General features: G+C 60.8%; 19 protein-coding genes. 10 read left to right on the forward strand and 9 right to left on the reverse strand.

What is annotated here, in order from left to right; genetic code table 11:
• The first annotated feature begins 42 nt into the window (after window positions 1–42).
• A complete protein-coding gene (locus ACA047_RS28270) occupies window positions 43–957 on the forward strand; it encodes an SdiA-regulated domain-containing protein (protein WP_497355082.1) in 915 nt (304 codons plus the stop codon).
• Between the two features lie 131 nt (window positions 958–1,088).
• Here ACA047_RS28270 and rpiA read toward each other — a convergent pair whose 3' ends face one another.
• Window positions 1,089–1,763, reverse strand: a complete 675-nt coding sequence (rpiA, locus tag ACA047_RS28275; protein ID WP_497355084.1) for a ribose-5-phosphate isomerase RpiA — start codon at window positions 1,761–1,763, stop codon at window positions 1,089–1,091.
• A gap of 137 nt (window positions 1,764–1,900) precedes the next feature.
• Here rpiA and ilvA point away from each other — a divergent pair, with 137 nt between their 5' ends.
• Entirely contained in the window at window positions 1,901–3,415 is a 1,515-nt protein-coding gene (gene ilvA, locus ACA047_RS28280; protein ID WP_497355086.1) for a threonine ammonia-lyase, biosynthetic, read from the forward strand.
• Window positions 3,416–3,467: 52 nt separating this feature from the next.
• A complete protein-coding gene (locus ACA047_RS28285) occupies window positions 3,468–3,896 on the forward strand; it encodes a DUF2269 family protein (protein ID WP_497355088.1) in 429 nt (142 codons plus the stop codon).
• A gap of 114 nt (window positions 3,897–4,010) precedes the next feature.
• Here ACA047_RS28285 and ACA047_RS28290 read toward each other — a convergent pair whose 3' ends face one another.
• Window positions 4,011–4,667, reverse strand: coding sequence for a histidinol-phosphatase (locus ACA047_RS28290; protein ID WP_497355090.1), 657 nt, complete (start codon window positions 4,665–4,667; stop codon window positions 4,011–4,013).
• 143 nt (window positions 4,668–4,810) lie between these two features.
• Here ACA047_RS28290 and ACA047_RS28295 point away from each other — a divergent pair, with 143 nt between their 5' ends.
• On the forward strand, window positions 4,811–5,290 hold the full coding sequence (locus ACA047_RS28295; protein ID WP_003186867.1) for an RNA pyrophosphohydrolase: 480 nt from the start codon (window positions 4,811–4,813) through the stop codon (window positions 5,288–5,290).
• 22 nt (window positions 5,291–5,312) lie between these two features.
• Window positions 5,313–7,592, forward strand: coding sequence for a phosphoenolpyruvate--protein phosphotransferase (gene ptsP / locus ACA047_RS28300; protein WP_497355092.1), 2,280 nt, complete (start codon window positions 5,313–5,315; stop codon window positions 7,590–7,592).
• Between the two features lie 153 nt (window positions 7,593–7,745).
• Here the strand turns inward: ptsP and ACA047_RS28305 are convergent, their stop codons facing one another.
• Complete coding sequence (locus ACA047_RS28305; RefSeq protein ID WP_497355094.1) at window positions 7,746–8,492, reverse strand: NRDE family protein; 747 nt, start codon at window positions 8,490–8,492, stop codon at window positions 7,746–7,748.
• 184 nt (window positions 8,493–8,676) lie between these two features.
• Between ACA047_RS28305 and ACA047_RS28310 the strand changes: the two genes are divergently transcribed.
• From ACA047_RS28310 to ACA047_RS28320, 3 genes are all read left to right on the forward strand, one after another.
• Window positions 8,677–9,459, forward strand: coding sequence for a sulfite exporter TauE/SafE family protein (locus ACA047_RS28310; RefSeq protein WP_497355096.1), 783 nt, complete (start codon window positions 8,677–8,679; stop codon window positions 9,457–9,459).
• A 68-nt stretch (window positions 9,460–9,527) separates the two neighbouring features.
• Entirely contained in the window at window positions 9,528–10,337 is an 810-nt protein-coding gene (gene lgt / locus ACA047_RS28315; protein ID WP_497355098.1) for a prolipoprotein diacylglyceryl transferase, read from the forward strand.
• Window positions 10,338–10,385: 48 nt separating this feature from the next.
• Window positions 10,386–11,357 (forward strand): thymidylate synthase, encoded by a 972-nt coding sequence (locus tag ACA047_RS28320; protein ID WP_497355100.1) that lies wholly within the window; start codon window positions 10,386–10,388, stop codon window positions 11,355–11,357.
• 148 nt (window positions 11,358–11,505) lie between these two features.
• Here ACA047_RS28320 and cadR read toward each other — a convergent pair whose 3' ends face one another.
• Entirely contained in the window at window positions 11,506–11,952 is a 447-nt protein-coding gene (gene cadR, locus ACA047_RS28325; protein ID WP_497355102.1) for a Cd(II)/Pb(II)-responsive transcriptional regulator, read from the reverse strand.
• Between the two features lie 85 nt (window positions 11,953–12,037).
• Between cadR and ACA047_RS28330 the strand changes: the two genes are divergently transcribed.
• Window positions 12,038–14,257: a heavy metal translocating P-type ATPase gene (locus tag ACA047_RS28330; RefSeq protein ID WP_497355104.1), complete on the forward strand. Its 2,220-nt coding sequence runs from the start codon at window positions 12,038–12,040 to the stop codon at window positions 14,255–14,257.
• A 152-nt stretch (window positions 14,258–14,409) separates the two neighbouring features.
• Here the strand turns inward: ACA047_RS28330 and ACA047_RS28335 are convergent, their stop codons facing one another.
• The 3 genes from ACA047_RS28335 to ACA047_RS28345 are packed head-to-tail and all read right to left on the reverse strand — an operon-like array spanning window position 14,410 to window position 19,618.
• The gene (locus ACA047_RS28335; protein WP_497355106.1) at window positions 14,410–17,457 is read right to left on the reverse strand and encodes an efflux RND transporter permease subunit; all 3,048 of its coding nucleotides are present in this window, start codon (window positions 17,455–17,457) and stop codon (window positions 14,410–14,412) included.
• Window positions 17,454–18,518, reverse strand: coding sequence for an efflux RND transporter periplasmic adaptor subunit (locus ACA047_RS28340; protein WP_497355108.1), 1,065 nt, complete (start codon window positions 18,516–18,518; stop codon window positions 17,454–17,456). The genes ACA047_RS28335 and ACA047_RS28340 overlap by 4 nt, the downstream gene beginning before the upstream one ends.
• Window positions 18,515–19,618 (reverse strand): efflux RND transporter periplasmic adaptor subunit, encoded by a 1,104-nt coding sequence (locus ACA047_RS28345; protein ID WP_497355110.1) that lies wholly within the window; start codon window positions 19,616–19,618, stop codon window positions 18,515–18,517. The genes ACA047_RS28340 and ACA047_RS28345 overlap by 4 nt, the downstream gene beginning before the upstream one ends.
• Before the next feature lie 141 nt (window positions 19,619–19,759).
• On the opposite strand from ACA047_RS28345, the gene ACA047_RS28350 reads away from it, so the two are divergent.
• Window positions 19,760–20,920, forward strand: coding sequence for an AAA family ATPase (locus tag ACA047_RS28350; RefSeq protein ID WP_497355112.1), 1,161 nt, complete (start codon window positions 19,760–19,762; stop codon window positions 20,918–20,920).
• Between the two features lie 334 nt (window positions 20,921–21,254).
• Here the strand turns inward: ACA047_RS28350 and ACA047_RS28355 are convergent, their stop codons facing one another.
• Together ACA047_RS28355 and ACA047_RS28360 are read right to left on the reverse strand one after the other, a co-directional pair.
• Window positions 21,255–22,037, reverse strand: a complete 783-nt coding sequence (locus ACA047_RS28355; RefSeq protein ID WP_497355114.1) for a MetQ/NlpA family ABC transporter substrate-binding protein — start codon at window positions 22,035–22,037, stop codon at window positions 21,255–21,257.
• 181 nt (window positions 22,038–22,218) lie between these two features.
• Window positions 22,219–26,949, reverse strand: a complete 4,731-nt coding sequence (locus ACA047_RS28360) for an RHS repeat domain-containing protein (protein WP_497355116.1) — start codon at window positions 26,947–26,949, stop codon at window positions 22,219–22,221.
• Window positions 26,950–26,960 lie beyond the last annotated feature (11 nt).

A 26,960-nucleotide genomic window follows, 5' to 3' on the forward strand; every position in this document is an offset into this window, starting at 1 on the left:
CGTGGTATTTCCAACCACCTGTTCTTATCCGAGCCCACCCGCATGCGTCGACTCGCCCGCCCCAAACCCTTGATTCTGATGCTGTTAACCCTCGCGCTGATCGTTTTGATCGCAGCGGGTCAGCACCTGCGCCTGTTCGAGCGCGCCTGGTTCAATCTCAACACCCTCTGGCAACCCACCCGCGAGCAGGCCATTGCCTTGGACCAATACCGCGTCACGGTGGAGGCGCAGGTGATCGAAGGCCTGGACGACGACGTTTCAGCACTGACGTACGATCCAATCCGCAAGAGCCTGTTCACCGTCACCAACAAGAATGCCGAGCTGATCGAGTTGTCGCTCGACGGCAAGATCCTGCGGCGTATCGCCCTGCTCGGCTTCGGTGACCCGGAGGCGGTGGAATTTATCAGCGAAGACATTTACGTCATCACTGATGAGCGCCAACAGCGGCTGATCAAGATTCGCCTGGAACACGACACACAATTCCTGGATGCCGCCGACGCCGAGCAAATGACCCTCGGCGTGCACATGAGCGGCAATAAGGGATTCGAAGGGCTGGCTTACGATTCGGTGGGCAAGCGGCTGTTCGTGGCCAAAGAGCGCGACCCGATGCTGATTTATGAAGTGCATGGGTTTCCCCATCACAACCCGGAAAAGTCCTACGCTGTCCATGTAATCAACAACCCAAAACGCGATGCCGGGCTGTTCGTGCGTGACCTCTCGAGCCTGCAATATGACGAGCGCAGCGGCCACTTACTGGCCCTGTCCGATGAGTCTCGACTGGTTATCGAGCTGGATATCGACGGCCGACCCCTGAGCACGCTGTCGTTGAGCAAGGGCCGCCAGGGCTTGCAGAAAACCGTGCCCCAGGCCGAAGGCCTCGCCATGGACGACGACGGCAACCTCTATGTGGTGAGCGAGCCGAATCTGTTCTACGTGTTCAAGAAACCGCAGCCCTGAACCACTGATCACAACCCGGCGCAGAGCCAATGTGGGAGCGAGCCTGCTCGCGATGACGGCGGCACATTCAACATTTTCACAAGCTGGCCTACCGCTTTCGCGAGCAGGCTCGCTCCCACAGGATTACGTGCTTACTCAGCGCGCAGGGTCTTCACCCCTTCAGCGGTCCCCAGCAACAGTACATCCGCCGGACGAGCCGCGAACAGGCCATTGGTGACCACGCCAACAATGGCGTTGATCTGGCTTTCCAGCTCCACCGGGTTGGTGATCTGCAGGTTGTGAACATCCAGAATGATGTTGCCGTTATCGGTCAGTACGCCTTCGCGATACACCGGGTCGCCGCCCAGTTTTACCAGTTGGCGGGCAACGTGGCTGCGGGCCATCGGGATGACTTCCACCGGCAACGGGAACGCACCGAGCACTGGCACCAGTTTGCTGGCGTCGGCAATGCAGATGAAGGTCTTGGCCACGGCCGCGACGATCTTCTCGCGAGTCAGGGCCGCGCCACCGCCCTTGATCAGGTTCAGGTGCGCATCGCTTTCGTCAGCACCATCGATGTAGAACTCCAGGTCGCTCACGGTGTTGAGCTCATACACCGGGATCCCGTGGCCTTTCAGGCGCGCGGCAGTGGCTTCGGAGCTGGCGACCGCGCCATCGAACGCACCCTTGTGTTGTGCCAGCGCGTCGATGAAGCAGTTGGCCGTAGAGCCGGTGCCGACCCCGACGACGCTCTTGTCATCCAGTTTCGCAAGGATGAGGTCGACAGCGGCCTGGGCCACGGCCTGTTTGAGTTGATCCTGGGTCATGCGGGCTCCGAAAGCGGGCAGGGAGTAAAGAGGGCTGCGAGTATAACCCAACAAAACCTTGGGATTCGTGTGGTCGCCCAGCCAAAAGCCGGGTTAGACTCCCTGGCCCTGCCCAACCCGCTCAGTGATGCTTTCCGATGCTTGAACAGTACGTCAAAAAGATCCTCACCTCGCGCGTTTACGACGTTGCCATAGAAACTCCGCTACAGACCGCTCGCCAGCTTTCCGAGCGGCTGGGCAACAACATCTGGCTCAAGCGCGAAGACTTGCAGCCGGTGTTCTCGTTCAAGATTCGCGGGGCCTACAACAAACTGACCCAGCTCAGCGACGAAGAGCGCGCACGCGGTGTGGTCACGGCTTCAGCGGGCAACCATGCCCAGGGCCTGGCCCTGGCGGCCAAAGTGCTGGGTGTGAAAGCCACCATCGTGATGCCCAAGACCACCCCGGAAATCAAGGTCGAAGGCGTACGTTCCCGTGGCGGCAAAGTGGTGCTGCATGGCGATTCGTTCCCTGAAGCCCTGGCCTACTCGCTGAAACTGGTCGACGAAAAAGGCTACGTCTACATTCACCCCTATGACGATCCCCACACCATTGCCGGGCAGGGCACGGTGGCGATGGAAATTCTGCGTCAGCACCCGGGGCGCCTGGATGCGATTTTCGTCCCGGTGGGCGGCGGCGGGTTGATCGCCGGGATCGCAGCCTACGTGAAATACCTGCGCCCAGACATCAAGGTCATTGGCGTCGAGCCGGACGATTCCAACTGCCTGCAAGCCGCCATGGCCGCTGGTGAGCGAGTGGTGCTGCCGACCGTGGGACTGTTTGCCGACGGCGTCGCCGTGGCGCAAATCGGCCAGCATACTTTTGAAATCTGCAAGCACTACGTGGATGAAGTGATCACCGTCAGCACCGACGAGATCTGCGCCGCCATCAAGGATATCTACGACGATACCCGCTCGATCACCGAACCTGCCGGCGCCCTGGGCGTGGCCGGGATCAAGAAATACGTCGAATCACGCGGTGTCAGCGGGCAGACCCTGGTGGCCATCGACTCCGGTGCCAACGTCAACTTCGACCGCTTGCGCCACGTGGCCGAGCGCGCCGAACTGGGCGAGGGTCGCGAAGCGATCATCGCGGTGACCATTCCCGAGAAACCGGGTAGCTTCAAGGCGTTCTGCGAGGCCATCGGCAAGCGCCAGATCACTGAATTCAACTATCGCTACAACACCGGCAGCGAGGCGCACATCTTCGTTGGCGTGCAGACGCATCCGGAAAACGACCCGCGCAGCGCGCTGATTGCCAGCCTGATCAAGCAAGGCTTCCCGGTGCTGGACCTGACCGACAACGAACTGGCCAAGTTGCACATTCGCCACATGGTCGGCGGGCATGCGGCTCACGTCATCGATGAAGTGGTGCTGCGTTTCGAATTCCCGGAGCGCCCGGGGGCACTGTTCAATTTCCTCAAGAAACTGGGCGGGCGCTGGAATATCTCGATGTTTCACTACCGCAACCACGGCGCGGCAGATGGCCGTGTGGTCGCGGGGTTGCAAGTGCCTCACGATGAACGTCACCTGGTACCGGCGGCCCTGGAAGAAATCGGCTACCCGTACTGGGATGAAAGCGATAACCCGGCGTATCAGCTGTTCTTGGGTTAATAAAGCCCGGATCAGAGCTAGGCTATTGAGCAAGACTTAAGGAAATCGAACGATGGAAACGTTAACCGCGCTGAAAATCGCTCACGTCGTAGCCACTGTGTTGCTGTTGGCGGGCGCCCTGGGGCTGGCGATCTGGGTCTGGCGGACACGCCGCAACGGTGATGCCACGGCCGCCGGCCGCACCTTGCAACGTCCGCGGGTGTTTGTCTGGCTGCTGATGACCCTTGCGCTGGTGACCCTGCCATTTACGGGCTGGTGGATGGTGCATCAGGTCGGCTGGCCGCTGGGGCAAACTTGGTTGCTGGCCTCTAGCGTGCTGTACACCTTGGCGGCGCTGGCAGGGTTCTGGCTGTTGGTGCGGCTCAATCGGTTGCGTAAAGCGCCGACCGGGGGAAATGGGAAGTTTACGTTGGCTTTAGCGCTGTTCAGCTTTGTCTGCTTTATCGCTATTGCGGGGCTGATGGGCGCCAAGCCGGTTTAACCGAGTCGCCCCCATCGCGAGCAGGCTCGCTCCCACAGTAGATCTTCAGTGGACACCTATTTTGTGAACACATAGAGATCCAATGTGGGAGCGAGCCTGCTCACGATGACGATTTCAGCCGCGCAGACTGATCACCGGCCACCCACGCTTCAGGGCCTCGGCCCGCAGATTCGGATCAGGGTCCACGGCCACCGGATGCGTCACCACTTCCAGCAGCGACAGGTCATTCATCGAATCACTGTAGAAATAGCTGCCGTCCAGCGAATGCCCGGTCTCTTCCAGCCAACGGTTCAGCCGGGTTACCTTGCCTTCGCGAAAACACGGAATATCGGTGCTGCGCCCGCTGTAGCGCCCGTCGATCATTTCACATTCGGTGGCGATCAGGGTTTCAACACCCAGGCGCTCGGCAATCGGCGCGGTGACGAAACGGTTGGTGGCGGTGATGATCACCAGCTTGTCGCCGGCGTCACGGTGTTTCTTCAGCAGTTCGATGGCCTGGGGCAGTACAATCGGCTCGATGCAGTCGCGCATATAGTCCAGGTGCCATTGGGTCAGTACCTGCATCTCGGTGCGGCCGAGAATTTCCAGGCAAAAATTCAGGTACTCGGCGTTGTCGAGCTTGCCGGCCAGGTAATCTTGATAGAACTCGTCGTTGCGCGCTTTGTACGTGACGGCATCCAGGAAACCGCGCTCACACAGGTAATCGCCCCAGGCGTGATCGCTGTCGCCGCCCAGCAGTGTGTTGTCCAAGTCGAATAAAGCCAGCCGCATTGCAGTTACTCGCTGAAAATTCTGAAGAAAGGCGTCCAGAATACGGACTTTTCACAAGAGTGCACATAAGGTAGGAAGGCTCGTTGCTGCTTTCACAACCTTTGTGGAACAATGCGGCGACATGCGTTTGCGAGGTTGTTGCCGTGATCGATCCCGATGGTTTCCGCCCCAATGTGGGGATCATTCTTACGAATGATGCAGGGCAGGTGCTATGGGCTCGCCGTATCAATCAAGACGCCTGGCAGTTTCCTCAAGGCGGGATCAACCCCCAGGAGACGCCGGAAGAGGCCTTGTACCGCGAGTTAAATGAAGAAGTGGGGCTTGAGCGAGAGGATGTCGAAATACTCGCCTGCACCCGAGGCTGGTTGCGCTATCGTTTGCCGCAACGCCTGGTCAGAACGCACAGCCAACCGCTGTGCATCGGCCAGAAGCAGAAATGGTTTCTCCTGCGCCTGATCTCCAACGAGCAGCGGGTGCGGATGGATTTGACCGGTAAACCGGAGTTCGATGGCTGGCGCTGGGTCAGCTATTGGTATCCGTTGGGCCAGGTGGTGACATTCAAGCGCGAGGTGTATCGACGCGCTCTCAAAGAGCTTGCCCCGCGCCTGCTGACGCGCGACTGACGACGGAGTTCGACCCCGAGCCATGCTCAATACGCTGCGCAAGATCGTCCAGGAAGTTAACTCCGCCAAGGATCTCAAGGCGGCGTTGGGGATTATTGTACTGCGCGTCAAAGAGGCCATGGGCAGCCAGGTCTGCTCGGTCTACCTGCTGGACCCCGAGACCAACCGTTTCGTGCTGATGGCCACCGAGGGCTTGAACAAGCGTTCGATCGGCAAGGTCAGCATGGCGCCCAATGAAGGTCTGGTCGGCCTGGTCGGCACGCGCGAAGAACCCCTGAACCTTGAGAACGCCGCGGATCACCCGCGCTACCGCTACTTTGCCGAAACGGGCGAAGAACGCTACGCCTCGTTCCTCGGGGCGCCGATCATCCACCACCGCCGCGTCGTCGGCGTACTGGTCATCCAGCAAAAAGAGCGCCGCCAGTTCGACGAGGGTGAAGAAGCCTTCCTCGTGACGATGAGCGCGCAACTGGCCGGGGTTATCGCCCACGCCGAGGCCACTGGCTCGATCAGCGGCCTGGGCCGCCAGGGCAAGGGCATCCAGGAAGCCAAGTTCGTCGGCGTGCCAGGCTCACCGGGTGCGGCAGTGGGTACGGCGGTGGTCATGTTGCCGCCCGCCGACCTCGACGTGGTACCGGACAAGGCCGTCGCCGACATCGACGCCGAGCTGGGGCTGTTCAAGACGGCCATCGAAGGCGTACGGGCTGACATGCGCGCCCTGTCGGCCAAGCTGGCGACACAACTGCGCCCTGAAGAGCGCGCGCTGTTCGACGTCTACCTGATGATGCTCGACGACGCCTCCCTGGGCAGCGAAGTGACCACGGTCATCAAGACCGGCCAGTGGGCCCAGGGCGCGTTGCGCCAAGTGGTGACCGACCACGTCAACCGTTTCGAACTGATGGACGACGCCTACCTGCGCGAGCGCGCCTCCGACGTCAAGGACCTCGGCCGCCGTCTGCTGGCCTACTTGCAGCAGGAGCGTCAACAGACCCTGGTCTACCCCGACAACACCATCCTGGTCAGCGAAGAACTGACGCCGGCCATGCTCGGCGAGGTCCCCGAAGGCAAGCTGGCGGGTCTGGTCTCGGTATTGGGTTCGGGCAACTCCCACGTGGCGATCCTGGCCCGGGCCATGGGCATCCCGACAGTGATGGGCCTGGTGGACCTGCCGTATTCCAAGGTCGACGGCATCCAGATGATCGTCGATGGCTACCACGGCGAGGTCTACACCAACCCCAGCGACGTACTGCGCAAGCAGTTTGCCGATGTGGTGGAGGAAGAGAAGCAGCTGTCTTTGGGGCTCGATGCGCTGCGGGACTTGCCTTGCGTGACGCTCGACGGCCACCGCATGCCGCTGTGGGTCAACACCGGCCTGCTGGCCGACGTTGCCCGGGCGCAGAAGCGTGGCGCCGAGGGTGTGGGCCTGTATCGCACCGAAGTACCGTTCATGATCAACCAGCGCTTCCCCAGTGAGAAGGAACAGCTGGCGATCTACCGCGAACAACTGGCCGCGTTCCATCCGCAACCGGTCACCATGCGCAGCCTGGACATCGGCGGCGATAAATCCCTGTCCTACTTCCCGATCAAGGAAGACAACCCGTTCCTCGGCTGGCGCGGGATTCGCGTGACGCTCGACCACCCGGAAATTTTCCTGGTCCAGGCCCGTGCCATGCTCAAGGCCAGCGAAGGCCTGAATAACCTGCGCATCCTGTTGCCGATGATCTCTGGCACCCATGAACTGGAGGAAGCCCTGCACCTGATCCACCGGGCCTGGGGCGAAGTGCGCGACGAAGGCACCGACGTGCCGATGCCACCCATAGGCGTGATGATCGAGATTCCGGCAGCGGTGTACCAGACCAAGGAATTGGCGCGGCAGGTGGACTTCCTGTCGGTCGGCTCCAACGACCTGACCCAGTACCTGCTGGCCGTGGACCGCAACAACCCGCGAGTGGCCGATCTGTACGATTACCTGCACCCCGCCGTGCTGCAAGCCCTGCAGAACGTGGTGCGTGACGCCCATGCCGAAGGCAAGCCGGTGAGCATCTGCGGTGAAATGGCCGGCGACCCGGCAGCGGCGGTGCTGCTCATGGCAATGGGCTTTGACAGCCTGTCGATGAACGCCACCAACCTGCCGAAAGTGAAGTGGATGCTGCGACAGATCAACCTCAGCAGGGCCCAGGAGTTGCTGGCGGAAGTGATGACCATCGACAACCCGCAAGTGATCCACAGCTCCTTGCAACTGGCGCTGAAGAACCTTGGATTGGCGCGGATGATCAATCCGGCGTCGAACAAGACCCTCTAGACTGTCCAACGAGCATCTGTGGCGAGGGAGCTTGCTCCCGCTGGAGTGCGAAGCACTCCCGTTGCAGTCTTCCATAGGACTGCGTCAGCAGGTTTGCGACTGCTTCGCAGCCGAGCGGGAGCAAGCTCCCTCGCCACGAGTCATCGCTGGCATTCAAATGTGTAGCTCCACCTCCCCCAAATGCCCCCCATGCGGCCCGAAACTGCGCTCGACCATATGCCGTGTCCCATCGGCATGGACAACCAGCGCTGTACTCGCCCGCGTCCCATAAGCCGGGCTGGCAATGAATACACTCGACAACAGCGTCTCGGTCGCCAGCCCCACGCCAGTGTCCGGCAGTTCGGCCACCGGGGCGGGTTGCGGGTCGTTCAGTAGCGCCAACAGTGCCTGGGGTTGCGGATCCTCCAGCACCTCCCCCAGCGCTGCCCGGGCCTTGAGCAATTTCGGCCAAGGCGTATTCAGCCCTGCGTTCGACAAGCCATACACGCCTTCAGCCAGCCGCTGTGGCTGGGCATCGCGGGCGTTGAAGTGCCACAGCTCCGTGCCATCGCCAAGCAGCAGGTTGAACCCACCGTACTCGCTGGCCCGGGGGACAACTTCGCTCAAGTACTCGGCAATCGGCAGATTCGCGCTCAGAAACCGCGCCACCAGTTCGCCTCGCGACTTGAACGCCGGTAGCTGGCCCGGGGCGCGGATGTTCGTCAGGGCGGCAAAGCGACCGTCGGCGCCGATGCCGAGCCAGGTGCCACCGGCCTCCAGATCCCGACCGGCGTAGACGTGGGGCGCGTCAGGCCACTGGGTCAGGGGCAAGGTCGGGCGCGCGTAGAACTCGTCACGGTTGGCCGCCACGATCAGCGGCTGGGCGTGGCCGGGGCGCCAGGCAAATACGATCAGGCACATCAGGTAGTCCCGTTAACAATGCCAGTCAGTTAAAAATAAAGCCGACCACTGCTCTGTGGCGGTTTGGCAATTCTCGATCACTCTACCCACACATCGCACTCGCATCCATCACCTTCAGTGGAGCCCGGGACCCAGGATCCGGTACCATGCCGCTCTTGTTTCGGGGAAGGGTCGGGGGACGCTGGTGGAATTTGTGCTCTATCTGCTACTCGGCGCCTGCGCCGGCGTGCTGGCCGGGTTGTTCGGTGTGGGTGGCGGGATGATCATCGTCCCGGTGCTGGTGTTCAGTTTCACCTTGCAGGGTTTCGACCCGCAGGTGTTGACGCACCTGGCCGTTGGCACGTCCCTGGCGTCGATCATCTTTACCTCGGTCAATGCCGTGCGCGAGCATCATCGCAGAGGCGCGGTGCGTTGGCCGATTTTCGCCTGGATGACCGTCGGGATCCTGATCGGTGCCGGTTTCGGCGCAATCACCGCCGAAGCGATTTCCGGCCCGCACCTGCAAAGGATCATCGGCGTGTTCGCCATGATCGTCGCCGCGCAACTGGCCCTGGACTTCAAGCCCAAGGCCAGCCGTACGGTACCGGGCAAGGTGGGGTTGACCTTGACGGGCACCGTGATCGGCTGGGCCTCGGCGATCTTTGGCATCGGCGGAGGTTCGCTGACCGTGCCGTTCCTGACCTGGCGCAGCGTACCAATGCAGCAAGCGGTGGCAACCTCGTCGGCCTGCGGTTTGCCGATCGCCCTGGCCGGTGCGTTAAGTTTCATGATTCTGGGCTGGCACGATCCGCTGTTGCCGACCCATAGTCTCGGTTTTGTTTATTTGCCGGCGTTGCTGGGCATCGCCCTGACCAGCATGGTCTTCGCCCGCTTCGGTGCGCGGCTGGCCCATCGCTTGTCACCGCGCTTGCTCAAACGGCTGTTCGCCGCTTTGCTGTTCTGCGTTGGCTTAAGTTTTCTGTTCTGACGCAATCCTGGCTTAATCCCGAGGTGGCAGCGTCGCCCGGGTATTTTTGACGTTTACGAGGAATATCAATGCTGCCTTACCCGCAGATCGATCCGGTAGCCCTGGCCATCGGCCCGCTGAAAATCCACTGGTACGGCCTTATGTACCTGATCGGCATCGGCGGTGCCTGGCTGCTGGCATCGCGCCGGCTCAACCGTTTCGATCCGACCTGGAACAAGGAAAAACTCTCCGACCTGGTGTTCTGGCTGTCCATGGGCGTAATCGTCGGCGGACGCCTGGGCTATGTGCTGTTCTACGACCTGAGCGCCTACCTGGCCAACCCGACGCTGATCTTCGAGGTCTGGAAGGGCGGCATGTCGTTCCACGGTGGGTTCATCGGCGTGATGCTGGCAGCACTGTGGTTCGGCAAGCGCAACAACAAGTCGTTTTTCGAGCTGATGGACTTCGTCGCGCCAATGGTGCCGATCGGCCTGGGCGCCGGGCGCATCGGCAACTTCATCAACGCCGAGTTGTGGGGCAAGCCGACCGACGTGCCGTGGGCGATGATCTTCCCGCCGTTCAGCGACCCGGCGCAATTGCCGCGCCACCCGTCGCAGCTGTACCAGTTCGCCCTTGAAGGCGTGGCACTCTTCCTGATCCTCTGGCTGTTCTCGCGCAAGCCGCGGCCAACCATGGCGGTGTCAGGCATGTTCGCGCTGTTCTACGGGATCTTCCGCTTCATCGTTGAATTCGTCCGCGTACCGGATGCCCAGCTCGGTTATCTGGCGTGGAACTGGCTGACCATGGGCCAGGTGTTGTGCCTGCCGATGATCGTCGGTGGTCTGGCGCTGCTCTGGCTGGCTTATCATCGTGCGCCGGCTGCGGCGGCCAAGGTTTAAATTCGAACCCCGGGGCGCTGGCCTCGGGTTCAAGGACACAGGTAACCCATGAAGCAATACCTCGATCTGGTGGCCCACGTCATCAAGCACGGCACCAAGCAAGCCAACCGCACCGGCGTGAACACCATCAGTTTTCCCGGCGCCATGCTGCGCTATGACCTCAAGGATGGCTTCCCGGCCATCACCACCCGCAAAATGGCCTTCAAATCGGCCATCGGCGAGATGTGCGGTTTTCTGCGTGGGGTCAACAACGCCGCCGAATTCCGCGCCCTGGGCTGCAAGGTCTGGGACCAGAACGCCAACGAGAATGCCCAGTGGCTGGCCAATCCGTTCCGCCAGGGCGAAGACGACCTGGGCGAGATCTACGGCGTGCAATGGCGCAAGTGGCCGGCCTACAAGCAGATCCTCCTGAGCAACCCGGCGGCCATCGAGCAGACCCTGGCCCAGGGCTATCGGCAGATCGCCGAAGGCGAGGAAAACGGCCAGGCCTACGTGGTGCTGTACAAAGCCATCGACCAGGTGCGCCAGTGCGTCGACACCATCATCAAGGACCCGGGCAGCCGCCGTATCCTGTTCCACGGCTGGAACTGCGCCCAGCTCGATGAAATGGCCCTGCCGCCGTGCCATTTGCTCTACCAGTTCCACCCGAATGTCGAGACGAAGGAAATCTCCCTGACCCTCTATATCCGCTCCAACGACCTGGGCCTGGGCACACCGTTCAACCTGACCGAAGGCGCCGCGCTGCTGAGCCTGATCGGCCGCCTGACCGGGTACACGCCGCGCTGGTTCACCTATTTCATCGGTGATGCCCACGTCTACGAGAACCACTTGGACATGCTCAAGGAGCAGCTCAAGCGCGAGCCGTTCCCAATGCCCAAACTGGTGATTTCCGAGCGCGTGCCGGCGTTTGCCAAGACCGGTGTGTACCAGCCTGAATGGCTGGAGCTGGTCGAACCGGGCGACTTCTCCCTCGAGGGCTACCAGCACCACGCGCCGATGACCGCGCCGATGGCGGTCTGAGGCACACCGGTCATCGTTCCTGTGGGAGCGGGCTTGCTCGCGAAGAGGGAGTGTCAGGCAGCATCACTATGTCTGACACACTGCTTTCGCGAGCAAGCCCGCTCCCACAGATGACCTCCACAACCTACAAGATCGGCGGCAAGGGCCCTCAATGCCCATGACTCCTCCCCACATGTGAATGCTCCACCTCCGGCGCCACCGCGCCACTCACTTCCAGGCGTTGCAAGATCCCGCACTGATCCAGGTCCGGTCCTTCGCTGCAGCGATGGCGCAGGTCGATCAGTTGCGCCTGCAAAGCCAGCAGGCCGTCGATGCGCGCCTTGACGTGGTGGATGTGTTCGTCGATCAGCGCGTTGACGCTTTCGCATTGGTCCTGGGGGCTGTCGCGCAGGGCCAGGAGGCTGCGGATTTCCTCCAGGGTCATGTCCAGGGTGCGGCAGTTGCGGATGAATGTCAGCCGTTCGGCGTGGGCCTGGGTGTAGACGCGATAATTGCCGTCGCTGCGGGCCGGTTCCGGCAACAGGCCTTCGCGCTCGTAATAGCGGATAGTTTCGACTTGGCAGTCGGTGATTTTCGCCAGTTCTCCGATCTTCACGGTGTTGCCTCCCAATAGGTGCTTGACCCTATAGTGGCTACAGGGTCTTTACTGTGCAACAGGCACTTTTCACGGACGTAACCCGATGAGCGATTCGATCCACATCCACAAGCCCGACCACGGCCACGATCACGGGCACTCCTGCTGCTCTTCGAAAGCCGCACCGTCGGTGGTCAACCTCGGCAAGGCGCCGACGGACGGTGCACGGCTGAGCAGCTTTCGCATCGAGGCCATGGACTGCCCCACCGAGCAGACGCTGATCCAGAACAAGCTCGGCAAGCTCAAAGGCGTGCAGCAACTGGAATTCAACCTGATCAACCGCGTGCTCGGCGTGACCCACGACTTGCCCAACGACACACCGATCATCGATGCGATCCAGTCCCTGGGCATGCAGGCCGAACCGTTGACGCCGGGCCAGGAGCAAGAAACCAACAACCTGCCCACCCCGGCCAAGCCTTGGTGGCCGTTGGCGCTGTCCGGTGTCACCGCCCTGGGTGCCGAGGTGATCCACTTCACCAGCGCCGCGCCAAACTGGGTGGTCGCCCTGGTGGCGCTGGTGTCGATCCTCAGCGGTGGCCTCGGTACGTACAAAAAGGGCTGGATCGCCCTGAAAAACCGCAACCTGAACATCAATGCGCTGATGAGCATTGCCGTGACCGGCGCGGTGTTGATCGGCCAATGGCCGGAAGCGGCGATGGTGATGTTCCTGTTCACCGTGGCCGAATTGATCGAAGCCAAATCCCTGGACCGGGCGCGCAACGCCATCAGCGGTCTGATGCAAATGGCCCCGGAACAGGCCACCGTGCAACAGGCCGATGGCACTTGGCAGGTGCAGGCGGTCAAAGCCATCGCCCTCGGTGCACGGGTGCGGGTTCGCCCCGGCGAGCGGGTTGGCCTGGACGGTGACGTGGTCGCCGGCCGTTCGACCATTGACCAGGCGCCGATCACGGGTGAAAGCCTGCCGGTGGAAAAAACCGTGGGTGACAAGGTCTTTGCCGGCACCATCAACCAGGCCGGCGAGCTGCAATACACCGTGACCGCGCCAGCCGACCAATCCACCCTGGCGCGGATCATCCACGCGGTGGAGCAAGCCCAGGGTTCTCGCGCACCGACACAGCGCTTCGTTGATCAATTTTCCACAATCTACACACCGGCGGTGTTCGTCCTGGCGCTGGCGGTGGCCGTCATCCCACCGCTGCTCATGGGTGCGGCGTGGTTCGACTGGATTTACCGGGCGCTGGTGCTACTGGTGGTGGCCTGCCCTTGTGCACTGGTGATTTCCACCCCGGTGACCATCGTCAGCGGCCTCGCCGCGGCGGCGCGCAAAGGTATTCTGGTCAAGGGCGGCGTGTACCTGGAGGGCGGCTACAAGCTCGACTACCTGGCCCTGGACAAGACCGGCACGATCACCCACGGCAAACCGGTGCAAACCGACTATGTGGTGCTGGACCCAACAGTGGCAACGACCGCCCCGACCCTGGCCGCCAGCCTCGCGGCGCGCTCCGACCACCCGGTGTCCCAGGCAATCGCCAATGCCGCTGTGGATAAGCACCTGGCCGCGCAGGTTGTGGATAACTTCGAAGCTCTCCCGGGGCGCGGGGTACGCGGCGATATCAACGGCCAAACCTATCACCTGGGCAATCATCGTCTGGTGGAAGACTTGGGCCTGTGCTCTCCCGAGCTGGAAGCGAAACTCTTCGCCCTGGAGAAACAGGGTAAATCCGTGGTGTTGTTGCTCGATGGCAAGGGGCCCTTGGCGCTATTTGCCGTGGCCGACACTGTGAAGGACTCCAGCCGCGAAGCTATTCGGCAACTGCACGAGCTGGGCATCAAGACCCTGATGCTCACCGGCGACAACGCACACACCGCCGAAGCGATTGCTGCGCAGGTAGGCATGGATCAGGCCCGGGGCGACCTGTTGCCAAACGACAAGCTGCAAGCCATCGAAGCGTTGTACGCCCAAGGGCACCGGGTCGGCATGGTCGGCGACGGCATCAACGACGCCCCTGCCCTGGCCCGATCGGAAATCGGCTTCGCCATGGCGGCGGCCGGTACCGACACGGCCATTGAGACCGCCGATGTCGCCCTGATGGACGATGATCTGCGCAAGATTCCGGCATTTATTCGCCTGTCGCGCCAGACCTCAAGCATCCTGAAACAGAACATCGCCCTGGCGCTGGTCATCAAGGCGATCTTTCTTGGGGTGACCTTTGCCGGGTTCGCCACCATGTGGATGGCGGTGTTTGCCGACATGGGGGTGAGCTTGTTGGTGGTGTTCAATGGGTTGCGGTTGTTGCGTAAATGAAGAGTTTAGGGTGAAAGGACGCTTCGCGAGCAAGCTTTACTCCCACAGTTGGATCTTTGTGAATACAGAATTTGAATTCACCGCAGATCTGCTGTGGGAGCAAAGCTTGCTCGCGATGGGCTGCGCAGCAGCCCTAATGATTTACCGCCCATTCAATCACGTTTGGGCTCGCGAATCTTGTACCAGGCCACATACAGCGCCGGTAGGAATAGCAACGTCAGCAGTGTCGCAATGATGATCCCGCCGATCATCGCGTAGGCCATCGGCCCCCAGAACACTTCCCGGGCAATCGGGATCATCCCCAGGCTCGCCGCAGCCGCCGTGAGCAAGATCGGCCGACGCCGGTGTTCGGTGGCTTGCACCACCGCATCCCAAGGCTCGTACCCGTCACGTTCATATTCATCGATCTGGGTTACCAGGATCACCGAGTTGCGGATGATGATGCCGATCAACGCGAGGATCCCGAGGATCGCCACGAAGCCCATGGGCGTGCCCGACGGCACCAGCGCCAGCACCACGCCAATCAGCCCCAGGGGCGCGACGCTGGCCACCAGGAACAGTTTCTGCACGCTGTGCAGCTGGATCATCAGGAAGGTCGCCATCAAAAACAGCATCAGCGGCACGACGCTGGCGATAGGCCCTTGGGCCTTGCTGCTCTCTTCCACCGTACCGCCGGTGGCGACCTTGTAGCCCGCCGGCAGGCTGGCGGCGAATTTGTCGATGTCCGGTTGCAGTTGCCTCACAAGGTCCGTGGGTTGGATTTCATCGCGCACCGCAGCCTTGATGGTGATGGTCGGCTTACGGTCGCGACGCCATACCAGCGGCTGCTCCAGTTCATAACGCACCGTGGCAAACGCCAGCAGCGGAATCGAAGTGCCGCCCGGTGTGACAATCTGCAGGTTCTGCAGGGTTTCCGGCGAACCGCGCTCGACGTCTTCGGCACGGCCGATCACGTCAATCAGGTAAATATCGTCGTTGACCTGAGTCACCGGCGAACCGCTGACGATACCGTTCATCAGCTTGGCCACGTCGTCGGAAGACAGCCCCAGTTGCCGCGCCTTGTCTTGGGCAATATCGATGCGCAACACCTTGCCCGGCTCGTTCCAGTCGTAAATGATTTCGCCGATGTGCGAGTTCTTGTCCAGCTCGGTGGCCAGTTCTATGGCGTGCTTGCGCACCTGGTCGACGTCCTTGCCGCTGACCCGGTACTGGATCGGCCGGCCTACCGGCGGGCCCATTTCCAGGGCCTGCACGTAGCTGCCAATGCCGACGAAGTCCTCGCGCAAACGCTTTTGCAGGCGCTCGGTGAGGGCCGTGCGCGACTCCAGGTCTTTGCTGACGATCACCAGTTGCGCGTAGTAAGGGTTCTGCAGTTGCTGGTCCAGCGGCAGGTAGAAACGAATCGCGCCTTCGCCGATGTAAGTGCTCCAGCGCTCGATGTCCGGGTCGTCCTTGAGGGTCGCTTCCAGGCGGTCGACGGCTTTTCGCGTCTCGTCCATGGAGGCGTTCTGCGGCAGGTTGAGGTCTACCAGGATCTCCGGCCGGTCCGAAGACGGGAAGAACTGGTTCTGCACAAAACCCATGCAAAACACCGACAGCACAAACAGCAACACGGTGATGCCGATGGCCCACCAGCGATTGCGCATCGCCCAGAGCAGGCCACCGTTGAACACCCGACCGATCCGCCCGGGCTCGGCGCTATGAGGTTTCACGTTGGTGCTGAGGATGTGCACGCCAATGACCGGGGCGAACAGCACCGCGACGATCCATGACACCAGCATCGCCACGGCAATCACCGCAAACAGGGTAAAGGTGTACTCACCGGCGGAACTGGCGTTCAGGCCAATGGGCACGAAACCGGCCACGGTGACGAGGGTCCCGGTGAGCATCGGGAACGCCGTCGAGGTGTAGGCGAAGGTCGCGGCCTGCTCCTTGGTTTCGCCTTTTTCCAGGCGCGTGACCATCATCTCCACGGTGATCATTGCGTCGTCCACCAGCAGGCCGAGGGCGATGATCAGCGCACCGAGGGAGATCCGCTGCATGGTGATGCCGCTGTATTCCATGAACACAAAGACCATCGCCAACACCAGCGGAATCGAAAAGGCCACCACCAGCCCGGCCCGTATGCCAAGGCTGATGAAGCTCACGACCAGCACGATAATCACCGCCTCGAACAAGGCACTGGTGAAGCCGCCGACCGCCTCCTCCACCACTTCGGCCTGATCCGATACGGTGTGAACGCCAACCCCCACCGGCAGGTCGGCAGTCAGTTCGCTCATGCGGGCATGCAGCGCCTTGCCGAAGTCCTGGATGTTGCCGCCCTTCTTCATGGCGATGGCAAGGCCGATGGCGGGCGTGCCGTTGAAGCGGAACATCGGTGTGGCGGGGTCGACATAACCGCGGCTGATGTCCGCGATGTCGGCCAGTCGATAAAAACGATCATTGAGCCGCAGGTTGACGTTGGCCAGGTCCTTTTCCGACTGGAACTGCCCGGAGGTTCGCACGGAAATCCGCTCCGGCCCGGCGTCGATCACCCCGGCCGGGGTGACGGCGTTCTGGGTTTGCAGGCTCTGCACCACCTGACGCTGGTCGATGCCCAAGGCGGCGAGTTTGCGCGTGGAAAAGTTCAGGTACAGCACTTCGTCCTGCTCGCCGATCATTTCCACCTTGCCCAGGCCGGGCACGTCGCGGATCTCGGCGCGTACCTGCTCCACGTAGTCGCGCAGCTGGCGCATCGACAAGCCATCCCCGGTGAACGCATAGATCGAACCGTACACATCGCCGAACTCGTCGTTGAACCCCGGGCCTTGCAGGCCGTCAGGGAAATCGCCGCGAATGTCGTTGATCTTCTTGCGCACCTGGTACCAGATCTCGGGGATTTCCTTGGCCCCGGTGGTATCGCGCAAGTACACGAATACCGTCGATTCCCCCGGTCGGGTGTAGCTTTTGACGTAGTCGAGGGAATCGAGCTCTTCGAGTTTTTTCTCGATGCGGTCAGTGACCTGCCTGAGGGTTTCTTCCTGGGTCGCGCCGGGCCAGCGGGTCTGGATGATCATGGTCTTAATGGTGAACGAAGGGTCTTCTTCACGCCCCAGGTTCATGTACGAAAACACGCCCATCAGCAACGCCACAAACATCAGGTACCAGACGAACGACTGATGTCGCAGAGCCCATTCGGAGAGGTTGAAAGGCCCTTTCATCGTACGTCCTCATCCAGTTTTACTTTCTGCCCCGGCTGGAGGCTGTTCACACCGGCGCTGACCACGCGGTCGCCGGCCTTGATGCCGTTGGCCACCAGCACCGAGTCTGCCGAACGCTCGAGAATCCGCACTTCGCGGGGGGAGACGGTCTGCGTCTGCGGGTCGATGAGCCAGATGCGCGCCTTGCCATCGACCTCTTGCAGCGCACTGAGCGGCAGCTCGATGCGGGGCTCGATGGTCGAACTCAGGGTCACGCCGATGGCCGTGCCCAGGCGAAAGCCTGGCGGCGTATCGACCAGCGTCAGGCGCGCGCGACGAGTGCGGGTGGCACTCTGGGCCTGGGGTTCGATCTCGCGCACGGTGGCGGTGGTGTGGATGGCCGGATCCAGTTGCGCGGCAACGTCAAACACCACGTCTGCGGGCAAGCGCTCGGCCAGCCCGGCCGGCAGGTCGATCACCGCCTCCTTGATGTCCGGGCGGGCCAGGGTCACCACTTGCTGGCCGGCGGTGACCACCTGCCCGGCTTCGGCATTCCAGGCCGTGACGACCGCGTCATGGTCGGTGCGCAGTTCACTGTAGTTGAGCTGGTCGCGGGCTTGCGCCACCGAGGCGCGGGCTTGCTCGAGGGAAGCACCGGTGGTTTTCAGGTCGGTCTGGGCGATGTCCAACTGCGCCTGGGCACCGACGCCACGGTCGAACAATTGCTGCTGGCGACGGGCATTGGCCTGGGCGTTGATGTACTGCGCCTCGATCCGCGCCAGATCGCCCTGGACAGCGCGCACCTGGTTCTGCTGATTGGTGGGATCGAGGGTGGCGAGCAAATCGCCCTTCTTCACCTCGGCGCCGACGTCGACGTTGCGGCTGGCGATCCGCCCTGGCACACGAAAACCCACGTTGCTCTCGTAACGCGCCTGGATATTCCCGGCGAACCGTCCAAGAGCCTGTTGATCCAGCGCCTGGACTTCAACGGACAACACCGGTCTCACCGGCGCCGGGGGAGCCTCTTCCTTCGAACAGGCGGCCAGTAGCAGGCCGGCCGAGACCATCCACAAACGCTTCATGGCTGGGCTCCTGCCGGGGATTTATCGTGGGTGTTTTCAGCGATCTCGACACGCACGCCGGGGTGCAGCAGTTGCCCACCCGCCGTGATGACTTTCTCGCCGCCCTTGAGCCCGTCACTGATGATGACCTTGCCCGTCAGGTACCGGCCGACGGTGACAGTATGCAATTGCGCCTTGCCTTCGTCGTCCACCAGCCACACGGCCGGGTCACTGAGGTTCTTGGTCAGCGCCGACCATGGCAGCTCGACGGCAGCCTTGCCCGCCGACTTGGCGGTGGCGCTGACCACCGAACCCAGGCGCATGCCTTCAGGCAAATCGTTGAGGGTGACCTTGACTTGCACGGTGCCGGTCTGGGCAGACACCGCCGGGGTAATCTCGCGCACCGTGCCAGTGGTCTTGATGGCCGGGTTGTCCAGCAGGCTGATGACGATCGCTGGGTCCGACGGCGGTTCGTGCAACAGGGACTCGTAGATGTTGAACACCGCATCGCGCTCGCCGTCCCGCGCCAGGCTGAAGATCGGCACCGTGGCCTGCACCACTTGGCCAACCTCAGCCTGGCGCGCCGTGATGATGCCCGGCGCCTCGGCGATCAGCGAGGTATAGCTCAGTTGTTCGCGGGCGCTGGCCAATTGGGCCTGGGCGGCGCTCAGCGCACTCTGGCTGCCGCGCAGTTGCGCCTGGGCCGCGTCGTATTCGCTCTGGCTGGTGTAACCCTTGGGCAAGAGTTTCTGCTGGCGCACGAAGGCCGCCGCACTCTGCTTGACCCGCGCCTGTTCGGCGACCACCTGGGCCTCGGCGGAGTCGACGTTGGTCTGCAAGTCCCGGGGGTCGAGGCGAGCCAGCACTTGCCGGGCCGAGACCCGGTCACCGACATTGACTTTGCGCTCGATGATCTTGCCGCCTACGCGAAACGACAGATCGGTCTGCACCCGTGCCTGGACATCACCGGTGAGGGTCACCGAAGCCGCGTATTCGCTAGGCATCGCTTGCTGCACGAAAACCCGCGGAAGGGCTTTTTCCTCGGGCTTTTTATCACCACATCCCATCAACAACGCACACAGGCCCAGGCCAACAACCAGTTTGATTCGGGGACCAGCCATGCAGACTCCTTGGCGTTGTAAGGACGTGTCGGTGACGATACGACTGTGAGCTTAGAACAGGGTTCAACGGATGCATATAACCACAATGTATGCAGCAATCAGGCAGACTAACGCCTTTGCGGTAGGCGCAGGAAAACGCTCATGCTCAAAACCCTCGCGGTGGCCAATTATCGCTCCATCAACAAACTGGTGATTCCCCTGGGCCGGCTGAACCTGATCACCGGCCCCAACGGCAGCGGCAAGTCCAATCTGTATCGTGCCCTGCGCCTGCTGGCGGAGACGGCCCAGGGCGGTGTGGTCAACGCCCTGGCCCGTGAAGGCGGACTGGACTCGACCTTCTGGGCCGGACCGGAAAAAATCAGCCGGCGTATGCGCAACGGCGAGGTGCCTGTCCAGGGTATTGTGCGTCAGGGTACCAAACGCCTGCGCCTGGGATTCGCCGGTGAAGATTTCAGCTATTGCATCGCCCTCGGTCTGCCGGAGCCTAGTCGCTCAGCGTTTTCACTGGACCCTGAAATCAAGCACGAATGCATCTGGGCCGGCCCGGTCTTTCGTCCTGCCAGCCTGCTGGTGGACCGCAACGGGGCGATGATCCGTGCCCGCGAAGGCCGTTCATGGGATGTTTTGGCCCAGCACACACCCACCTTCGACAGCCTGTTCGACCAGGTTGGCAGCCTGCGCACTTCGCCGGAGGTGCTGCAGATGCGCGAATTCATCCGTCGCTGGCGCTTCTATGATCATTTTCGCAGCGACGCCGACGCCCCGGTGCGCCAGCCGCAACTGGGCACCCGCACGCAGGTCCTGCACCACGACGGGCGTGACCTGGCCGCAGCCCTGCAAACCATCCTTGAAATCGGTGACCACGAAGCGTTGCATACCGCCATCGGCGATGCGTTCCCGGGGGCCCACCTGCACATCGAGAAACTGCAAGGCGGACGTTTCGCCATCGCGTTTCAGCAGCATGGCTTGCTGCGTCCGCTGTCCGCCGCCGAACTGTCGGACGGGACCCTGCGCTATCTGTTGCTGGTGGCCGCCTTGCTCACCCCGCGACCGCCCTCGCTGATGGTGCTCAACGAACCGGAAACCAGCCTGCACCCGGATCTGTTGCCGGCCTTGGCGCGGTTGATCATCCGGGCTTCAGTCAATTGTCAGGTCTGGGTGGTGTCCCATGCCACGCGCCTGATCGCAGCCTTGCAGCAAGACGACGACTGCAATTGCATCGTGCTGGAAAAAGAGCTGGGGCAGACTGGAATAGTGGGCCAGGGAATGCTGGATGCGCCGGCGTGGAACTGGCCGGATTGATCGACGGTATTTGCAGAGGCACTGTAAGAAGGCTATTTTTCCTTACGCTGTAGGACGGATCTGTTTTTCCATGGACCTCTCCAAGGAACCGCAGCTCATGGCCAGACTCCACGGCCCTCCATCACAAGGACGATAAAAATGGCTGACGTGAAAGCCCCGCAACCTCTCGACCCGCAAGATATCGTCAAGCTGCTCGTGGCCCTGCGCCGCGCATTGAAAAAGCAACCTGCGTAGCCACGCCGCTCAGGTGCACCTGGCCTTATGTTGCCTGCACAAAAAAACGCCGACGCTGGCAAAGCCGTCGGCGTTGTAACTTCAAGCCTGTACTGTTCGATCAGAACGCTGGCAGCACCGCGCCGTTGTATTTCTTCTCGATGAACGCCTTCACTTCCGGGCTGGTCAGGGCCTTGGCCAGTTTCTGGATGGCCGGGCTGTCCTTGTTGTCTGGACGAGCCACCAGGAAGTTCACGTAAGGCGAATCCGAACCTTCGATCACCAGCGCATCTTTGGCCGGGTTAAGACCCGCTTCCAGGGCGTAGTTGGTGTTGATCATGTCCAGGTCGACCTGATCGAGCACACGCGGCAGCATGGCCGATTCCAGTTCCTTGAACTTGAAGTTGTGTGGGTTCTTGGCGATGTCTTTTGGCGTTGCCAAGGCGTTTTTCGGGTCCTTGAGTTCGATCAGGCCAGCCTTCTGCAGCAGGATCAGAGCACGACCACTGTTGCTGCCCTCGTTGGGGATGGCGATGGTCGCGCCGTCCTTGAGCTCGGCCAGGCTTTTGACTTTCTTCGAGTAGCCACCGAACGGTTCGATGTGCACGCCGATCACGGTCACAAGGTGGGTGCCTTTGCCTTCGTTGAAGTTCTTGAGGTATGGCAGGGTCTGGAAGTAGTTCGCGTCCAGACGCTTCTGATCAACCTGTACGTTGGGCTGAACGTAGTCAGTGAACACCTTGATTTCCAGGTCCACGCCTTCTTTGGCCAGGGCCGGCTTGATCAGCTCAAGGATTTCAGCGTGAGGCACCGGGGTGGCCGCCACCACCAGTTTCTCCGCCGCTTGGGCCAAACCCGAGGTCAGGGCTGCCGCCAATGCGGTGAATAACAGAACCTTTTTCATGCAGTGTCCTTATCGAAAATCGCTGTCGCCATGGGCAACGGTCAACCAGTGGGGTGCCAGCGAAGTGCTATCGCTGGCGTGATGCGGACCATACCGATATTTTTTATGCCTTAAAAATATCTTTTATTAAGATGGTTAGATCGATAACTTATATAGAAGAGAAAGGTGCACCTGCCCGTCATCATGCAAATCGAATGTCCGAGCCTCGCTCCCTGACGTCGCCATAGATGTCGTCGAACGCCTGGCCGCTCCTATCCTTACTGGACCATTCGTCCTCCTGCTGGAAATACCCTTTGGCTTTTTCGATGTACCGATCCCTATCGATCGTATACCTGAGGCCGTCGACCGGGTACTTGACATAGCCGACCACATCCTTGGCTGTCAGCACATTTCCCAGCTCTTTTTGAAGCGCGATGAGGTTGCGCTGCCCGCCTCCACGAATCAAAGGGCCCGCCGCCCTGGCATGTCCTCCGATGCGTGTCGCGCGCAAGGCATTGTGGCGACTCACTGTCACGACATCACCGAGCGCATCGACGGTTTTCTGCAGCGCGACAGAGGTGCCTTTACCTAGCACTTTGCCCGCGAGGGAAGCCCCACCGGACGCAACCCCCAAGGCAATGCTGGCGTAACTCAGGATCTGAGTGGCCACGGCGTCCGGAGCAGTTTCCTCTAACACCATCGATGCAATGGATACCGCACCTGACACCACCTCCAGCGTCAACGCCGTTGCGGCCGAAAACGACATCCCGACCAAGGGCGCGGATGCGCCAAGGGTTGCAATGGTGAATGCAACAGAAGCAATCGCGAAAGCCGCGGTGAGCCCTATCTTGACCCAGCCCCAGGCAGAAATATGGCCGGTCGGATCGCTCAGATTGATCGGGTCCCCGAGGCAGTAGGCATAAGGATTGAGGCCGCCGCCATCGAAAGGGCTCCAACTGTCGGGCCGGTGGAATCTCATCAATACCGGATCGTAGGCCCGATAGCCGTTGCCAAGCAGGTAACAACCGGTGGCAGGGTCAAGCGGTTCGCCGCTGAAGCCGAACAGGCTTCCCAATCCATCCGACACCGGGCGCTGCCCATAGGGCGAATAGGCATGCCTGGTGTTGTCGCCGCCAGACAGTACCTGCAAGACATTGCCATAGGCATCGGTGCTGAATAGTGCCGTCTGCGGACCTTGTAGCAACGCCAACAACTGCTGCCCCTCGCGCACGACGCTGCGGTTCTCATCACCTGTAACCTCGCCGCACAACTGCTCTTCACGGTAGAAGCGCCGACACGGCTTTTCATTCATCAACTCAAAGGCATGGAGCCGGTCCGAGGCATCATATCGATAGCAGGCCAACGTCGACCTCGAGTCTGTCGACGTCACGCTTTCCAGGCGACCCAGTTCGTCGTAAAAAAACCCGCGCCCTTGTGAATCAGTGAGCATATTGCCGTCGACGTCGTAATTGAAGGTCAAGTTGGCAGCCACGTAGTCGGGATGACTGTGGATGACAGCACTCAGTTGGGTTTTGTCAGGCAGGTCATATCGATAGTTTGCAATGTTTTCGCCGCCTACGAAGCGTGTCACCACCTGACAAATGTTGTCGAGATAATCGTAGGTGTAGTCCTGGGAAACAATGACTTTGCCCTGGGTATCCACGGGCGCCTGCTTGCCGTCACAGGCGTAACGCGTCAAGCGGCCCCGTAAGTCATAGATGAACGACTCAAGACGCAGAACCTCATTGTTGGATGTGAGCGTGCGCCGACTGAGCTTATCGCCAGGGCCGAACGACTGGGCCACCTCGATGACGTCATTTCCCCGAGAGGAAGAACGGCGAAGAGTCTCGCGACCAAATTCGTCGTACGCCAGATCGGTGACCATCGAAAGGCCCGTTTGAGAGTCGGCGACGGCAATACAACTGACCTGCCCTTGAGAGTCGTACGAGTAGGTGACAGCGACTGGGCCTTGAGTGATTCCCGACAACCGTCCCGTCTCGTCATAAAGGCAGGTGCGGTCCGTGCCGTTGACGTCCGTATGACCGATCGGCTTCCCCATCATGGAATAGGTTTGCAAACTTTCGAACCGGTCGAGTGCGGTTATCCATGACTCCCGGCTGAGCCGGCCGGAAGCACAATACTTCATGCGTCGCTGAACCAGCGAGTTGGCCGACTCCTGGAGCAGGCCGGTGTGCGGATCGAATCGGTGCCTGGTCAAAACGGACGCCTGGCTGCCTGAGCGCTCAGTGACGCAATCATCAAGCATGGGATCAAGGGTGAACCGCAGGACTTTGCCGGCCGGTGTGATCTTCTGCGAAGCGCTCCTGCTGGAACCTTCATAGACCATCCGTTCGGTGCGACCACCTGACTGGTTGCCAGTAATACGCATCAGTCCATCGTAGGTGCGACTACCCACTACATAGCCGTTTGCGCTGATTTGCGTGGGATAGTCACCCTGGCTCTGTGCCGCGTACCTTTTTCCGATCACGGTGCCGTCGGGCAAAATCGTACTCAGCACGCGACCGGCCAAGTCGTATGCGTAGCAGGTAACCGCCCCATCGGAAGCCGTTTGCCTGATACACCGTCCCAGACCATCGTATTCGTAGGCGGTAACCTCTCGCACAACGCCTGACAGGTCCACACGTTCGACGCGCGACGGTTTCTCCAAAGCATTAATGAATGTACGAGTCTTGCTGCCGCCCTCCACCCACTCGGTACGGGTGCGTGCTACAGGATCAATCTCATCATGAACGGTCACTTGCCCACGGCGAATGGTCCGGTTCTGGTGCCCCCACTGATCGTACTCATACAGGCTCTCCAGTGTTTTCGGCTTGCCGTTGAACCAATCGGTGTGTTTATCCGACTGCAGGCGAGCGAGCCCGTCGTATTGGGCCTCATAGATCACGCGCATGGGCGCGCCGGGCTCATCGACGTCCTGTTTCTCGAGCCTTATGGTGCGACCAAGTCCGTCGCTGTGGGTAGCTGTCAGTCCGCCACGGGCATCCTTGACGGTGACGGTGACAAACGGATCGCTGGACGTGGCTGCCCGATAGGTGAATTGACGGGACGCTGAGCTGTCAGTGTCGGGCATCACCGTTTCACGGGTCAGTTGCCCCAGAGAATCGTATTCGATGCTGACGGTACTGCCGCCAGATTCACAGGTTCTGATCAGCCAGCCGCATTCGTCATGCCATTCCTGCCGCAGATGGCTCAGCCCCTGAGCGCTAAAGGTCAGATCGGTGCGAACGTTATCGTTTTCACGCTGGTACGCATAACGGTGTTCACTGCGCACGCCGCCTACGGTTTCAACCTTGCTTTGCAGCCGTCCATGAAAGAAATCCTTGCTGTTGTTGACGTACCGTAAACGACAATCCACCCGTGGCTCGCTGACCCCGTCTTCGTACAGCGTTTCGCTGGCGAGCCGGATACAGCGGCCACCACCGGGACGCAATGAGGGCAGTTGCGTATAGGTATAACGAACCACCGTCGTAGGCGCGACGGCGAAATCAGGGGAGGCGATGATCGACTTCTGTCTGAGAAAACACGGCACGCCTATGGGGCTGGCAGGACAATCCGCACTCCCTTGTGCCGGGAAATATTCATAGACCTCCCGCGCCCCGCACGGGCTGGTTTTTTCCAGCAGATTCCCATATTCATCATAAGAAGTGCGGGTAACCTCACTTCTGGTATTGCTGCGGCCCGCCCCCTCAGCCTCGCGGGTGTCAAAAAAACTGTCACGCACGACGCGCGGCAACTGGAACCGTGGGGGCTGATAACGGAAAGCCAGATTGGGCTCATCGTAATATTCGATTTCCCGCAGGTGCATCGTGCTGCCGCGGATGGTCCTTTGCGAAATCATCGAATGGAAGCGATTGTAGGTGCGAATGATTCGAGAGGCCTGACGTGCGCCGCTTGTGCCGGGGACCATCTGGATTTGAGTACAGGAGTATTCATAGTTGCCGCTCACGTCATAAAGCACATCGCGCTCAGCGGACCAACGAAACCCTGAACCATACCCAAGGAAGTTGCTGCCGGAATACTCGTAAACGTTAATAACCGCCGGCTGCCCCCCGCCAGGAGACAGAACCGATTGGACGACAACGGGCAAGTAGGTTGCCGGCGCCCCAGTGGGGAGCTTATGGCCCTGAGCTTTGTAGGTAAGCCTTTCCTGAGCACCGTTGGGCTGACGAACTTCGTTCATCACCAAATAACCACTACTTCGCTCATAACCAAAGGACCAGACCGATGCACTATCTTCCGCGGTGACCAGCCTGATTTGTGCGAGCACTCCGTTCTGGAGTGCAAACAGGTACTGGCGCTTCTTGGAAGGAATATCCGGCCACACGGTAATCGTTGGTGGCGTCGGTCTGTTCTGGGCGTAGTCGATATGCATGACACGGCGATGCTGATGATAGACGGCCACCAGCTGTCGTCGTCCGGATAAAAGTCGATATTCATAACGTGTTTCCTTGCCGTCGGGGCAATACTCACGCGCCAACAGCCACTCGTTATAAGCCGTACTCGGACGTGACAGAATCTCGGTTCTCCCATCGATATGTTCAATGGCAAGTTCGTCACCTTGCACCGTGACGCTCAAGTTCTCGAGTTTCTTATCCTGGAAAGCAACCTGACTTCCACTGATGAAAAGTTGATAAGTCTCACCGTTTGTCAGCGTCAATTTCCGTCGGCGCTGATCGTAGCTGCAGGTGCGAAGGGACCAACCGGCTCCCAGGCCAAGATCCTGATCATTAAAGGAGTCGTATGAAAGGGTCATTGAGACCTTCGGCCCACCGGCTGCGTCAGCCGGCGCCGCGTCCAACGCCACGCTGCAACTGTAGCTACCGGTACGGGGATCCACGCCCGAGCGGACGAAACTGTCAAACTTGAAGGCAGCCGAAGTTAACTGCCCGGCGAGAGAAGACGAGAGAGTCATGAGGTTCTTCC

The sequence above is a fragment of the Pseudomonas sp. LBUM1664 genome (genome assembly GCF_059695895.1).

Excerpts from the sequence above, each read along its gene's own strand:
- ACA047_RS28270 (WP_497355082.1), top strand. The coding sequence starts at position 43 with ATGCGTCGACTCGCCCGCCCCAAACCCTTGATTCTGATGCTGTTAACC.
- rpiA (WP_497355084.1), bottom strand. The coding sequence starts at position 1,763 with ATGACCCAGGATCAACTCAAACAGGCCGTGGCCCAGGCCGCTGTCGAC.
- ilvA (WP_497355086.1), top strand. The coding sequence starts at position 1,901 with ATGCTTGAACAGTACGTCAAAAAGATCCTCACCTCGCGCGTTTACGAC.
- ACA047_RS28285 (WP_497355088.1), top strand. The coding sequence starts at position 3,468 with ATGGAAACGTTAACCGCGCTGAAAATCGCTCACGTCGTAGCCACTGTG.
- ACA047_RS28290 (WP_497355090.1), bottom strand. The coding sequence starts at position 4,667 with ATGCGGCTGGCTTTATTCGACTTGGACAACACACTGCTGGGCGGCGAC.
- ptsP (WP_497355092.1), top strand. The coding sequence starts at position 5,313 with ATGCTCAATACGCTGCGCAAGATCGTCCAGGAAGTTAACTCCGCCAAG.
- ACA047_RS28305 (WP_497355094.1), bottom strand. The coding sequence starts at position 8,492 with ATGTGCCTGATCGTATTTGCCTGGCGCCCCGGCCACGCCCAGCCGCTG.
- lgt (WP_497355098.1), top strand. The coding sequence starts at position 9,528 with ATGCTGCCTTACCCGCAGATCGATCCGGTAGCCCTGGCCATCGGCCCG.
- ACA047_RS28320 (WP_497355100.1), top strand. The coding sequence starts at position 10,386 with ATGAAGCAATACCTCGATCTGGTGGCCCACGTCATCAAGCACGGCACC.
- ACA047_RS28330 (WP_497355104.1), top strand. The coding sequence starts at position 12,038 with ATGAGCGATTCGATCCACATCCACAAGCCCGACCACGGCCACGATCAC.
- ACA047_RS28335 (WP_497355106.1), bottom strand. The coding sequence starts at position 17,457 with ATGAAAGGGCCTTTCAACCTCTCCGAATGGGCTCTGCGACATCAGTCG.
- ACA047_RS28340 (WP_497355108.1), bottom strand. The coding sequence starts at position 18,518 with ATGAAGCGTTTGTGGATGGTCTCGGCCGGCCTGCTACTGGCCGCCTGT.
- ACA047_RS28345 (WP_497355110.1), bottom strand. The coding sequence starts at position 19,618 with ATGGCTGGTCCCCGAATCAAACTGGTTGTTGGCCTGGGCCTGTGTGCG.
- ACA047_RS28350 (WP_497355112.1), top strand. The coding sequence starts at position 19,760 with ATGCTCAAAACCCTCGCGGTGGCCAATTATCGCTCCATCAACAAACTG.
- ACA047_RS28355 (WP_497355114.1), bottom strand. The coding sequence starts at position 22,037 with ATGAAAAAGGTTCTGTTATTCACCGCATTGGCGGCAGCCCTGACCTCG.
- ACA047_RS28360 (WP_497355116.1), bottom strand. The coding sequence starts at position 26,949 with ATGACTCTCTCGTCTTCTCTCGCCGGGCAGTTAACTTCGGCTGCCTTC.